Annotated in this window: 11 protein-coding genes; 3 read left to right on the top strand and 8 right to left on the bottom strand. The window is 69.6% G+C overall.

Features of this window, described 5'->3' with window-relative positions:
- Nucleotides 1–6 precede the first annotated feature (6 nt).
- Complete coding sequence (locus tag KF796_18670) at nt 7–777, bottom strand: sel1 repeat family protein (GenBank protein MBX3588659.1); 771 nt, start codon at nt 775–777, stop codon at nt 7–9.
- 124 nt (nt 778–901) lie between these two features.
- Here KF796_18670 and KF796_18665 point away from each other — a divergent pair, with 124 nt between their 5' ends.
- Both KF796_18665 and guaD read left to right on the top strand, forming a co-directional pair.
- Nucleotides 902–2,023, top strand: a complete 1,122-nt coding sequence (locus KF796_18665; GenBank protein ID MBX3588658.1) for a BMP family ABC transporter substrate-binding protein — start codon at nt 902–904, stop codon at nt 2,021–2,023.
- 93 nt (nt 2,024–2,116) lie between these two features.
- Complete coding sequence (guaD, locus tag KF796_18660) at nt 2,117–3,391, top strand: guanine deaminase (protein MBX3588657.1); 1,275 nt, start codon at nt 2,117–2,119, stop codon at nt 3,389–3,391.
- An 85-nt stretch (nt 3,392–3,476) separates the two neighbouring features.
- Here guaD and KF796_18655 read toward each other — a convergent pair whose 3' ends face one another.
- From KF796_18655 to KF796_18645, 3 genes are read right to left on the bottom strand one after another with little or no spacing between them, the layout of a single operon-like run.
- The gene (locus KF796_18655; GenBank protein MBX3588656.1) at nt 3,477–4,370 is read right to left on the bottom strand and encodes an intradiol ring-cleavage dioxygenase; all 894 of its coding nucleotides are present in this window, start codon (nt 4,368–4,370) and stop codon (nt 3,477–3,479) included.
- A gap of 54 nt (nt 4,371–4,424) precedes the next feature.
- Nucleotides 4,425–5,117 (bottom strand): response regulator, encoded by a 693-nt coding sequence (locus tag KF796_18650; protein MBX3588655.1) that lies wholly within the window; start codon nt 5,115–5,117, stop codon nt 4,425–4,427.
- Nucleotides 5,114–6,637 carry a HAMP domain-containing protein gene (locus KF796_18645; GenBank protein ID MBX3588654.1) on the bottom strand — a complete coding sequence of 508 codons (1,524 nt, stop codon included), beginning with the start codon at nt 6,635–6,637 and terminating at the stop codon, nt 5,114–5,116. The genes KF796_18650 and KF796_18645 overlap by 4 nt, the downstream gene beginning before the upstream one ends.
- Nucleotides 6,638–6,764: 127 nt before the next feature.
- On the opposite strand from KF796_18645, the gene KF796_18640 reads away from it, so the two are divergent.
- Nucleotides 6,765–7,601, top strand: a complete 837-nt coding sequence (locus KF796_18640) for a hypothetical protein (GenBank protein ID MBX3588653.1) — start codon at nt 6,765–6,767, stop codon at nt 7,599–7,601.
- On the opposite strand, the gene KF796_18635 is transcribed toward KF796_18640, so the two are convergent.
- The 4 genes from KF796_18635 to KF796_18620 form a co-directional block, all read right to left on the bottom strand.
- Nucleotides 7,503–8,468, bottom strand: coding sequence for a putative DNA-binding domain-containing protein (locus KF796_18635; protein ID MBX3588652.1), 966 nt, complete (start codon nt 8,466–8,468; stop codon nt 7,503–7,505). The genes KF796_18640 and KF796_18635 overlap by 99 nt on opposite strands.
- Nucleotides 8,465–9,391 (bottom strand): DUF692 domain-containing protein, encoded by a 927-nt coding sequence (locus tag KF796_18630; GenBank protein ID MBX3588651.1) that lies wholly within the window; start codon nt 9,389–9,391, stop codon nt 8,465–8,467. Before KF796_18630 ends, KF796_18635 begins: the two co-directional genes overlap by 4 nt.
- 17 nt (nt 9,392–9,408) lie before the next feature.
- Entirely contained in the window at nt 9,409–11,169 is a 1,761-nt protein-coding gene (locus tag KF796_18625; GenBank protein ID MBX3588650.1) for a hypothetical protein, read from the bottom strand.
- 197 nt (nt 11,170–11,366) lie between these two features.
- On the bottom strand, nt 11,367–11,663 hold the full coding sequence (locus KF796_18620; GenBank protein ID MBX3588649.1) for a hypothetical protein: 297 nt from the start codon (nt 11,661–11,663) through the stop codon (nt 11,367–11,369).
- Between the last annotated feature and the right edge of the window lie 146 nt (nt 11,664–11,809).

Below are 11,809 nucleotides of genomic sequence, written 5' to 3'. Positions count from 1 at the left end.
GCCGCGTCACCCCGCGTGGGTCACGCGGTCCAGCATGTCCTGGCCGACCTGCCGCACCGCTTCATGGGGTGAGTCGAGCAGCAGGCGCCCGGCCTCGGCCATGAAGCCGGGGGTCGCGGTTTCGGGCACCTTGCGCAGCCAGTGCAGCGCCTGCTCGACCTGCCCCTGCGCGGCCAGCATGCCTGCGTAGCAGAACTGGCCACGGAAGTCGCCGCCCTCGGCCGCCTGGCGGTAGCTGCTGAACGCGAGCGACAGGTCCTGCGGCACCACCAGCCCGTCTTCAAAGTAGCGGCCCGCCTTGGTCATGGACTTGGCGTGGCCCAGGCTCGCGGCCTGGCTGTACCAGCCCAGGGCCTTGCGGTGGTCCTGTGGCACGGCCTTGCCCGAGGCCAGCTGGTTGGCGTAGTTGTACATCCCCACGTCCAGGCCCCGCTCGGCGGCCTGCTGGTACCAGCCGGTGGCGGCCACCAGGTCGGGCGCCGTGCCCCAGCCGTTCTCCAGGCAGCGCCCGGCCATGGTCATGCCCATGGCGTGGCCTTGCCGCGCGGCCTTGAGAAACCACTGGAAGGCGGCCACCGCATCGCGCGCCACGCCGTGGCCGTCGAGCAGCCACTGGCCCAGCACCGCCTGCGCCTCGGCCAGGCCCAGCCGCGCCGCGGCCGAGACCCAGGGCAGCGCCTGCGCGGGGCCGCCGGCCAGCAGGGCCTGCAGGCCTTGGGGCGTGACACGCGCCAGGTCGTCAACAGAGCGGGGCGGGGCGGGCGGTACGAATGACATGCAGGGGGGCAGGCGAAGCGAAGGGCCTTGATTCTAGGCACCTGCGGGCCACGGCTTAAAATGCGGGCTGGCGCTGTTGCCCCGCAGCGCCTGTTTTTTTGTTGGGGCCATGTAGAGGAACACCATGTACAAAAACCTCGCCGCTTCGCTGCGTTCAGCTTTGGCCTGCACGCTCGCCGCCGCCAGTTTTTTCTCACCCGCCATTTCGCAGACCGTCACGCCGCCCGATAAGGTGCACGGGCCGCTGAAAATCGGTTTTGTCTATGTCGCCCCGCTCACCGAGGCCGGCTGGGTGCGCCAGCACGAGGAAGGCCGCAAGGCCGTGCAGGCCGCGCTGGGCGACCGGGTCAAGACCACCTATGTCGAGAACGTGCCCGAGGGCGCCGACGCCGAGCGCGTGATCCGCGACCTGGCGCAGCAGGGCAACCAGCTGATCTTCACGCCCAGCTTTGGTTATATGGAGCCCACGCTCAAGGTGGCGCGCGATTTTCCGGGCGTGAAGTTCGAGTCCATCACCGGCTACAGGACCGCGCCCAATGTGGCCACGGCCAACGCGCGCTACTACGAGGGCCGCTACCTGGCCGGCATTGCCGCGGGGCGCATGACTCGTACCCATGTGGCGGGCTATGTGGCGGGCTTTCCCATCCCCGAGGTGCTGCAGGGCATCAATGCCTTCACGCTGGGCATGCGCTCGGTCGACCCGAAGGCCGTGGTCAAGGTGGTCTGGCTCAACGCCTGGTTTGACCCGCCGCGCGAGCGTGACGCGGCCATGAGCCTGTTCAACCAGGAGGTGGACGTGATCGCCTTCCACACCGGCTCCACCGCCGTGATGGTGGCGGCGCAGGAGCGCGGCAGGATGGCCGTAGCCTACCACTCCGACATGCGCAAGGTCGCGCCTGACGCGCAGATCGTGGCCGTCACCCACGAGTGGGGCGGCTACTACACGCAGCGCGCCCGCGCCGTGCTCGACGGCAGCTGGAAGACCGGCAGCGTCTGGGGCGGCGTCAAGGAGGGCATGATCCGCGTCGGCCACTTTGGCGCAAAGGTACCCAGGGCGGTGCAGGACGAGGTGCTGGCCCGCCAGAGCGACATTGGCGCCGGCCGGCTGCACCCGTTCCACGCCGTGGCGCCCATCAAGGACAACGAGGGCAAGCTGCAGGTGCCCGCGGGCCAGACGCTCAACGACGGGCAGATTCTCAACATGAACTGGCTGGTCGAAGGCGTGCAGGGCAAGATCGCGGGCTGAGCCGCGGCCCGGGCGGTGTGGAGCGGCCCGATATAGCCCTTATCCGGCACGGCATATGCGTGGGGGCCGTACCCCCGGTTAAGCTCCCGCCCCATGAAAGCCTACCGCGCCGCCATTCTCCGTTTTGCCGATGACCGCTCTGCGATCTACGAGGCCGATGGCCTGCTGGTCGTCGGGCCGGACGCCACGGGCCGCCAGGTGGTGCGGGCCGTGGGCGCCTACAGCGCGCTCGCGTCCAACTACCCGGGCGTGGCCATCGAGCACCTGCCGGGCCGCCTGATCGCGCCCGGCTTTGTGGACCTGCACATCCATTTTCCGCAGACCGACGTGATCGGCTCACCGGCCGAGGGCCTGCTGCCCTGGCTGGAGAACTACACCTTTCCCCACGAGTCACGCTTTGCCGACGCCGCCTATTCGGCGCAGGTGGCCACGGTGTTCCTCGACGAGCTGCAGCGCCATGGCGTGACCACCGCGCTCACCTTCTGCACCTCGCACCCCGCTTCGGTGGACGCGCTCATGGCGGCGTCGCAGGCGCGCGGCCTGCGCATGATCGCGGGCAAGGTGCTGCAGGACCGCCACTCGCCCGACGGCGTGCGCGACCAGACCGAACAGTCCCTGGCTGACACCGAAACGCTGATCGGCCGCTGGCATGGCCAGGGGCGCCTGGGCTATGCCATCACGCCGCGCTTTGCGCCCAGCTGCTCCGAAGCGCAGCTGCGCGGCGCGGGCGAGCTGGCCGCCAGGTACCCCGATGTGTGGATCCAGTCGCATGTGGCCGAAAACAAGGACGAGATCCGCTGGGCGCGCGAGCTGTTCCCGCAGTCGCGCAGCTACCTGTCGATCTACGACGACTTCGGGCTGATGCGCGAACGCGCCGTGTACGCGCACTGCATCCACTTTGACGACGACGACCGGGCCCTGATGCGGTCCACCGGCGCGGCCGCCGCCGTGAGCCCGACCAGCAACCTGTTCCTGGGCAGCGGCTTTTTTGACTACGAGGGCGCGGACCGCATCGGCTTCAGGTACGGGCTGGCCAGCGACGTGGGCGGCGGCACCAGCTTCAGCCCGTTCCACACCATGCTCGCGGCCTACTACGTGGGGCGCGAGGGCCAGACCAAACCCGGCCTGAGCCTGGGCCCGCAGGCCCTGTGGTGGCAGCACACGGCAGGGGCCGCGCAGGCGCTGGGGCTGGATGGCGTGGTGGGCAACCTGCAGCCCGGTTGCGAGGCCGACTTCGTGGTGCTCAACCCGCAGGCCACGCCGCTGCTGGCGCGCAAGACCACGCAGGCCCGCAACCTCGACGAGCTGCTGTTCGCGCTGATCGTGCTGGGCGACGACCGGGTGGTCGACCAAACCGTGATTTCCTGATCAAAAGTGGCTGGAGTCCAGGCGGGGCGGCCACTGTCTGCTATCAAATAAAGAGCAAACCGGGGTCACGCCCAGACCGCCGGGCTCAGACCGAGAGGCCCACCTGCAGCGTCGCCACGTAGCCCGCGGCATTGCTGCCGGTCACCGAGGCCAGTTGCAGGGCCGAGCCGTCGCTGAAGACGTTGTCGCTGGTCAGGCTGGTTCTTGAAAGATTGGCCGAGCTGCCGGTGTAGCGCGAATCGGCGTAGACCGCGCTGCAGGCTGCGGCGGGCAGGGCCAGCTGCGAGGTCTTGATGTCGTTGTTGCCGCTGGTGGCGCGCGCCAGGCTGGCGTACACCTCGAAGTGAATGTGGGGCCAGCGGCCGTCGTAGCAGCCGGGAAAGATGCTGTTGAACGTGACCTCGCCCGAGCTGTCGCTCACCTGCACGCCGCGCAGGTAGTTCTCGCCGGTGATGCCCTGCGAGTACATCGAGTAGCGGCCCAGCGCGTCGCAATGCCACAGGTACACCGCGAAGCCGGCCAGCGAGGCGCAACTGCTGGCGCTGTTGACCAGCTGCAGCTTGATGCTCAGGGGCACGCCCGTGGCGGTGCCGGTGGCGCCCGCGAAGCTGCTGGTGATGTCGCTGCGCACGATGCCGGCCGTGGTCAGCGCGTTGGCGATGCCGTCGCTGCCGCCGTTGTTGGTGCCGTCGCCGGGGTAGGGGCCGGCGGTTTCCTCGGGGATGGTGGCGCAGCTGGCCGATGTGCTGCCGGACGAGGTACCGGTCGATCCGGTGGTGGTGCCTGTGCTGCCGGTGGTTGTAGTGGTTGTGGTCGTTGTGGTGGCGCTGGCTTCGTCGCCGCCGCCGCCGCAACCGGCCAGCGCCACCGCGGCGCCGGCGCCCAGCCAGCGCAGCGCGTTGCGGCGGCCGTGCCTCAGGCGCAGCAGGGTATCAAGGTCGTGGGCAAGACGGGGGTGGGGGTGGAGGTGGTTTTGCATGCCATGAAGCATGGCCCCCAATTTTGGAGAAATCTGGCAGAAAGATGCATTTTGTCAACGCGGCTCGAAACTGAAGCCCACGCCGTACACCGAGCGTATCCATTCGTGGCGGGCGTCGCGCGCCGCAAGCTTGCGGCGCAGGTTCTTGATGTGGCTGTCCAGCGCGCGTTCGCTGGCCTCCAGCGCATCGGGGTAGACGAGGTCCATCAACTGGGCGCGCGGGAAGATGCGCCCTGGGCGCGCCGCCAGCACCCGCAGGATGCTGAACTCCTTGCGCGTGAGTTCCAGCCGGTGCCCGTCGAGCATGGCGGTGCCCTGGGCGTCGTCCAGCCACAGGCCGTCTGGCGGCACGGCCTGTGCCGGCGCCTGGCGCGGCGCGGTGGCGGCCTGGCTGCGCCGCAGCACGGCCTTGATGCGCGCCACCACTTCGCGCGGGGAGAAGGGCTTGCAGATGTAGTCGTCCGCGCCGGCCTCCAGGCCGAGCAGGCGGTCAACCTCCTCGACGCGGGCGGTCAGCATCACCACGGGCAACTGGCTGCGCTCGCGCACCGCGCGCAGCACCTGCAGGCCGTCGAGCCCGGGCAGCATCAGGTCCAGCAGCAGCAGGGCCGGGGGCGTGGCCAGCGAGGCCCGCAGGGCGGCCCCGCCGTCGCCGAAGTGCCGCGGTGCGTAGCCCGCGGCGCTCAGGTAGTCGACCAGCACCGAGGCGATGTCGGGCTCATCCTCGACCACGAAGACGCTTGTCATGGCGCCGCCGGCAAGGTGAGCGTGATGCGCAGGCCGCCCAGGGGCGACGGCGCCGCGCTGATCTGGCCACCATGCGCCTGCACGATGGACTGGCAGATGGACAGGCCCAGGCCGGCACCACCGCTGGCGCGGTCGCGCGAGGCCTCGCCGCGAAAGAAGCGCTCGAACAGGCGGGCATAGTCCTGCGCACGGGGTGCCGGGGCCGAGTCCTCGACCACCAGGCCGAACGCGCCAGGGGCGGCGCTGCTGGCTTCCAGCCGCACCAGGCCGCCGGCATCGGTGTACCGCAGGCTGTTTTCCAGCAGGTTCACAAACACCTGGGCCAGCCGCGCCGCGTCGGCCTGGATCACGGGCGCTTGCGTGGCGGCAAGCGCCTGCAGCGCGGCGAGTCCTTCAAGCCGAAGGCCGCGCTGCTGCAGGCGCGGCTGCATGGATTCGATCACCTCCACCAGGATCCCCAGGGGGCGCGTGGGGAGCAGGGCCAGCGCGCCGGGGGCGTCGGTGTCCTGCGTCACGAGGCGCAGGTCTTCCACCAGACGGCCCAGCCGCATCACCTGGCCATGCAGGCGCCGGGCGGTGGCGGGATCGAAGCTGCGCACGCCGTCCTGCACCGCCTCGATTTCGGCGCGCAGCGCGGCCACCGGGGTGCGCAGTTCGTGGGCCACATCGGCCAGCCACTGCTGGCGCGATTGTTCGGTGCGGGCCAGGCGCTGCGCCATGTCGTTGAAGGTCCGTGTCAGATCCGCGAACTCGTCGCTGCCCTGCACCGGCACGACCACGTCGCGGCGGCCTTCGGCCACCGACCGGGCCGCCCCCACCAGCCGCTCCACGGGCCGGACCCAGCGGCGCGCCAGCCATGCCGACATCAGCAGCGCGAGCAGCAGCCCGGCCAGCCCGACGTAGATCACAAACGCCGATTGCTGCGCCACGAAGGCGCGGTCGGCACTGGAGCCCAGCCCCTGCAGCGGGGCGAGCCCGAGAAAGCCCACGGTGCGGCCGTCCACCTGGATCGGCTTGCGCAGAATGCCCTCGGCCGGCGCGGCCAGGCCGGCCAGCGGCTGCCTGCCATCGGCGTCCCACAGCGAGAGCCGGCGGTACAGCGAGTCGGGCGAGGCGCGGGGGTCCCCGGGCTGATCGGGCGGTGGCGGCGGCGCGAGGTGCTGTGGCAACAGGTCCAGTTGGGGCTCAGCCGGTCCGCCGCCGTGGTGCGGGGGCGGAGCACCCCGCGGCAGCGGCGGGCGTTCGGCCGCGGGTGGAAAGCGGGCGCCGCCATCAGGCATCTGCAGCCGGTGCCAGGAAGCCGGGTCCTGGCGCACGAAGGCCCAGTTGCCCTCGCGCGCGTAGGCCCGCGCAAGGTTGGCCACCAGCCAGTCGAGCCGCGACAGTTCGATCTCCGCCACATAGGGGCCGATGCCGCGCTGCAGCCCCAGCCGCGAGAGGCCCACAAACAGACCCATCAGCAGCACCAGCAGCAGTGCCAGGGCCATGAAGAATTTTCGCTGCAGCGTCAGACGGGGCATGACCTCATTTTGCAGGACGCTCCCGCGTGGCCTCCTACAAACTGGGGATGCCAAGCGGCGCGGCGGCTCCTAGGATGCGTGCCAACCGGTCGTTGAACCGGGCACAACCCCACAGGAAGGAATTCCCATGACCGCCGTAATGCCCCTGCGCGCCGCGCCGCCGCGCCTCAATGTCACATCCCCGCTGGGCCTGCTGGCCGATCTTGAAGGCACCTGGGCGGGCGCGGGCTTCAACCTGATCGCCGTGCCCAACTTCCAGAATCACGGCGATTTCCGCCTCATGCTCAATGCCACGAACGAGGTGATCCAGTTCAATTCGATTGGCGGCGTGGTGCCCAACCGCGGCTCGGTGCAGGACGACATCGGCATCTTCGGGCTGACCTACCTGCAGCGCGTCAACGACGCGGTCACGCACGAGGGCATCCACATCGAGCCGGGCATCTGGCTCAATGTGCCGGCCACCACCGATCCGTCGGCGCCGCCGAGCATCGTGCGCCAGTCCACCATTCCGCATGGCGACTCGTTGCTGGCCCAGGGCACGGCGTTCAGCGTGCCCGGGGGGCCGCAGATCGCGCCGGTCAGCGCCAAGCCCACGGGCCCGGGCCTGAGCACCAAGCTGCCGGGCTACCTGGACCCCTATGGCCACTCCAACCTGCCGCCGGGCATGAAGCAGGCCTATGTGGCCAACATGAACCAGGCGCTGGTGGATGACATTGAGGGCCAGACCATCATCAACACCGTGGTGCTGGAGGTGGCCTCGATCCCGGTGGGCGGTATCGTGAACATTCCGTTTGTCACGGTGAACGCCAACGCCACGCGCATGGACGCGATCTTCTGGATCGAGACGGTGCAGCGCCCCGACGGCTCAACCTTTCTGCAACTGCAGTACACGCAGACCGTGATCCTGAACTTCCTGGACATCGACTGGCCCCACATCTCGGTGGCCACGCTGATCCGGACCTGAGCGTTCCGCCGGCCCCGGCGCCCGGGGCCCGTGGCCGCCCACAAAGCCCTGGACCTCGAAGTTGCCCAGCCACAGGCGCAGCAGCCCCAGGTCGGGCACGGGGCGCAGGCCCAGCGCGGCCACGGCCGGTAGCAGGCGGCTGACGGGGGTCTGGCCATCCAGGCGGCGCAGCAGTTCCCATTGCACGGGCGCCAGTTCACGCGTGTGCAGCCGGTAGCGGGCGCGGCTGAGTGCCAGCCAGACCGGCCGCGCGGGCGGAATGTCGGGCGCGGCGTGCAGCCGGCTGTCGGCGGTGTGGCGGCGCAGGGCCTGCAGGTAGTCGTGCACCGGGTGGCTGAGCAGGAGCAGCCGCAGGCAGGGGGCGGCGCGCGGGCACCATGCCAGCAGGTCGGCATCGGCCATGCCGCGCACTGCGCTGGCGTCGGCGTCGTCGGCTGTGGCGGCCTGTTCGAGCCCCGGGGCTTCGCTGACCTGCAGCAGCGTGCTTTCCAGTTCGGCCAGGGCCAGCAGAAAATCGGCCCAGTCCGGCGCGTTGCCCTCGCGCGGCGGCCGGGTCGCGGCCAGGTGCGCGGCAAAGCCGTCGGCCACGCGGTTCACCGAGTGCGAGCGCGGCGGGTGTTGCGTCAGAAAGTCCACCGCAAAGGCGTTCAGCATGTCGGCGCCCGTGGCATGCAGCAGCCCCGGGAAAATCGCGTGGAAGCCCTGCAGCAGCCGGGCCCGGTAAGAACGCTGGTAGATCGCCAGGCGGGCCTCGGCGCCGAGCCTATCCGACGACTGCAGGTGCTGCGGCGCCAGTGCCTGCAGGTCGGGCTGGCCCGGCTCGCGGATGGCCTGCTGCATCCAGGCCTGCAGCGCGGGCAGGCTCATGCGCCAAACTCCGCGCCCGCGAGTTGCGGGTAGCCGCCCGCGGCGTCGTGCGGGGCATCGGCCCGGGGCTGCTGCGGGGCATGCGCCGCGCCGCCTGGCCTGGCCGCGGCTGGCCGCGCCAGCCAGTCGCGCGCCTTGAGCAGCTCGGCATGCAGCGCGTCCAGCGCGGGAATGTGGTCGTCCCATTCCAGCAGCGTGGATACCGGGCCGGTGCGCGCGATGGCCTGGCGGTACAGCCACCACACGGCGTCGCACACCGGGGCGTCGTGGGTGTCGAGCAGGTAGCCGTCGCAGGGGCGGTGCCCGGCCAGGTGGATCTGCACCACGCGGTGCGCGGGCAGCGCGTCGATGTAGTCGCTCGCGCTGAAGCCATGGTTGATGCTGGAGACGTAGACATTGTTCACGTCCAGCAGCAGGCCGCAGTCGGCCTCGTCGGCCAGGCGCGCGAGGAACTCCCACTCGGGCAGGGTGTCGGCCTGAAAGCGCGCGTAACTGCTCGGGTTTTCAATCACCAGTGGCCGCTCCAGCAGGTCCTGTGCCTGGCGCACCCGGGCCACCACATGGGCCAGGGTCTGCTCGTTCAGCGGCAGGGGCAGCAGGTCGTGGGTGGTCTGGCCGGCCACGCCGGTCCAGCACAGATGGTCAGACACCCAGCGCGCGTTGACCTCGCGCGCCAGCTGCTTGAGGCTGGCCAGGTAGGCCCGGTCCAGCGGGTCGCTGCTGCCAATGGACAGCGAGACCCCATGCAGCACCACCGGGTAGCGCTGCGCCACCTGCTGCAGCGCATGGCGCTGCCAGCCGTGGTTGTCCAGGTAGTTCTCGGTGATGGCCTCGAACCAGTCGATGGCCGTGGGCCCCTGCAGCAGCTGCGGCACATGCTGGCTGCGCAGGCCCAGGCCCAGCCCGAGGTCGGGCAGGCCCAGGCGCGGCGGGCGCGCCGTCACTTGGAGGTGGGGGCCACGGCGGCGCGGCGGTTGGTGCCGTTGAACTGCTTGCTGCTTTGCGGCGTGGGCAGCGAGCTGATCTTGTTGCGCGCGGCAAACAGCGTGCGCGCCTGCTCCCACACGGGCTGGCCGATCAGCTTGAGCAGCGCCGCCTTGGCCTCGGGCGTCCAGCCCTCGCCCGTCTGGGCGTTGATGCTGGCCGCGGCCGTGCGGTCAAACACCTGCAGCGGACCGATGGGCGTCTGGCAGCCGCCGGTGGCCTTGCCCACGTTTTCGCCGGGAATCCACTGGTCGGCCGGCCCCAGCATGCCGCTGCCCGGCAGGCTGGACAGAAAGCCGCAGCCGCCCTGCGCGCTGCAATCGTTGTTGCCGCCGCAGGTGTGCAGGTCGGCGGTGGCGCAGGCGCCATCGCCCTTTTGCGTGGCAATGCCGCCCCAGCCGCGGCCGCTGCATTCGTTCAGGCCCTGGCAGGCGTTGAGCGCGATGTCGCCCTTGGCCCATTTGGCGCGCAGCTTGGCCGTGGTTTCGTCCCAGTGGAACAGCGACAGCGGGTCGGCCGTGTCCATGGCCTTCTGCGCGTCGGCGCCCGTGGCGCCGGCGCTGTACTGGTAGCCGATGACCTTGCCCCATTGCCACAGCATGGGCGTGATGTACTTGAAGGCCAGCATCGCGTCATTGAAGCCGGGGCTGGTGGTGGTCTGGCCGCTGCCGGCCTCCAGCGTGCCCCTGGCAAAGCCTTTTTGCATGGTGTCGGTCAGGTAGCTCCAGATGGTGGAGGCGGATTTCTGCAGGGCCGTGGCGCTGGGCGCCCAACTGGGCAGGTCGGCCGACTTGACGTTGTTGGCCGCGTAGAACATGGGCTGGCCACCGGGCAGGGTCGGGCCCGACCGGGCGATGTCGCTGTTGCCCTGGATCTTCGCCACCACGGCCTGCACATTGACAAAGCGCGTGTAGTGCGACAGCGCGCCCCAGCGCGCAAACCGGCTGCCGGCCACGGGCTGGAACTGCGGCAGCACGTCGCCCGCGGGCGCGGACTTGAACAGGCCCCCGGCCGCCTTGGCCACCAGGCCGCCTTCGCCCTGGTCGGTGATGGCGTTGGCCGCGGTGTTGACGTCGGCCCGCGTGGCGATGGTGGGGATCATCGGGTAGGTGCTCTGGAAGGTCGCGTAGTTCACCTGCTTGTTGTTGGGCCGGAAATGCGGGTCGTCTTCGGGCGCGATGCCGGCGTAGGCGCGCATGTAGCGGTTCAGCAGCACCAGCGTGGCGTGGTACAGGTCGGCGATGGACTGGTAGATCACCTCCTTGTTGGGCGGCGCAAAGCCGCCAGCGGCGGGCTTTTCAATCGCAATCAGCGCGGCAATCACATCGGGCAAATTGCCGATGGTGGTGGTGAACGGTTTGCCGGGCGTGGGTTCAAGGTGCGGCACCACGATCACCTGGCCGGGCTTGACGTTGAGCTGGGGGATCTGCGGCGTCACGCCAAAGGCGTTGCAGATGTTGCAGGCCAGCTGCAGGTGCAGCATTTCCTGCACCGCCACCGAGAGCACTTCCTGCTGCGCGTCATACAAGGGCGTGGTCTTGCCCTTGTCGGGGCTGTAGCCCAGCGCGGCCTCGGTGAAGGAGTAGACCGCCGTCAGGTACAGCGGGATGGTCATGAACTCCACCTTCACGATGGCCTGCAGGTGGGCCTTGAGCAGCTTGGCGTCGTTGGTGGAAAACAGTTGGGCGGCGGTGCGCAGGGCGGCGGTGGAAGTCATGGGGGTCCTTCTGTCAGTCTTTGGCGGTCAGCGGATGCCGTTGTCGAAGGCTGCATGATAGGAAGCGCAGTGCCGCCTCGCCTCCCCCATTTGTAGGAGGGCTGGCGCGCGGGAATTCCGCCCGTTCAAGGGGAAAATGGCCGCTGGTCCTTGCCTGGTGGCCTTCGTCTGCTATTGAACCAATAGCAGATGAGCGGTCAGCGGTTGAGCTTTTTCTCGCGGATGTAGCGCGCCAGGCCGCAGTAGCCTTCCTTGAACAGCAGGTCGTTCTCGAGTTTGGCGGGCATCAGCTTTTCCTTCAGGTCGGCGGCGGCCTGCGTGCCCTGGTTCTGGCGGATGAATCCGATGGCCTGCTCGAACTTCGAGACCTCGGCGCGGCAAGGGTCCTGGGCCTGCTGGCTCGGGTCCACCGGGGTCTGGGCCCGGCCGCTGCCCAGCGCCAATGCCAGTGGCAGGCCGATGAGGATGGAAACCAATGAGGGGGTTGAACGCATGGGGCACTCCCGGTAGATGCCGGTTGCCAAGCATGAACCATTCCCGTGGCGGTTTCATGATCAAACGCGTATGGGCCCCATCCGCCGCGCCATATGCACCGGGCTGGGGCGCGGGCGCCTGCCTACAATGGCGCAGCAGGAGCGTG

Origin of the sequence: Ramlibacter sp., from assembly GCA_019635435.1 — a bacterium.
Classification (GTDB): Bacteria; Pseudomonadota; Gammaproteobacteria; order Burkholderiales; family Burkholderiaceae_C; genus JAHBZM01.
Note: the sequence above shows the minus strand (reverse complement) of the source record. Positions and strands in the feature narration are given on the sequence as shown.

Bases quoted from the DNA above. Each gene is read 5' to 3' on its own strand.
- KF796_18645 (MBX3588654.1), bottom strand. From the start codon at position 6,637: ATGCCCCGTCTGACGCTGCAGCGAAAATTCTTCATGGCCCTGGCACTG.
- KF796_18665 (MBX3588658.1), top strand. From the start codon at position 902: ATGTACAAAAACCTCGCCGCTTCGCTGCGTTCAGCTTTGGCCTGCACG.
- KF796_18655 (MBX3588656.1), bottom strand. From the start codon at position 4,370: ATGCAAAACCACCTCCACCCCCACCCCCGTCTTGCCCACGACCTTGAT.
- KF796_18635 (MBX3588652.1), bottom strand. From the start codon at position 8,468: ATGAGCCTGCCCGCGCTGCAGGCCTGGATGCAGCAGGCCATCCGCGAG.
- KF796_18670 (MBX3588659.1), bottom strand. From the start codon at position 777: ATGTCATTCGTACCGCCCGCCCCGCCCCGCTCTGTTGACGACCTGGCG.
- guaD (MBX3588657.1), top strand. From the start codon at position 2,117: ATGAAAGCCTACCGCGCCGCCATTCTCCGTTTTGCCGATGACCGCTCT.
- KF796_18650 (MBX3588655.1), bottom strand. From the start codon at position 5,117: ATGACAAGCGTCTTCGTGGTCGAGGATGAGCCCGACATCGCCTCGGTG.
- KF796_18640 (MBX3588653.1), top strand. From the start codon at position 6,765: ATGACCGCCGTAATGCCCCTGCGCGCCGCGCCGCCGCGCCTCAATGTC.
- KF796_18620 (MBX3588649.1), bottom strand. From the start codon at position 11,663: ATGCGTTCAACCCCCTCATTGGTTTCCATCCTCATCGGCCTGCCACTG.
- KF796_18625 (MBX3588650.1), bottom strand. From the start codon at position 11,169: ATGACTTCCACCGCCGCCCTGCGCACCGCCGCCCAACTGTTTTCCACC.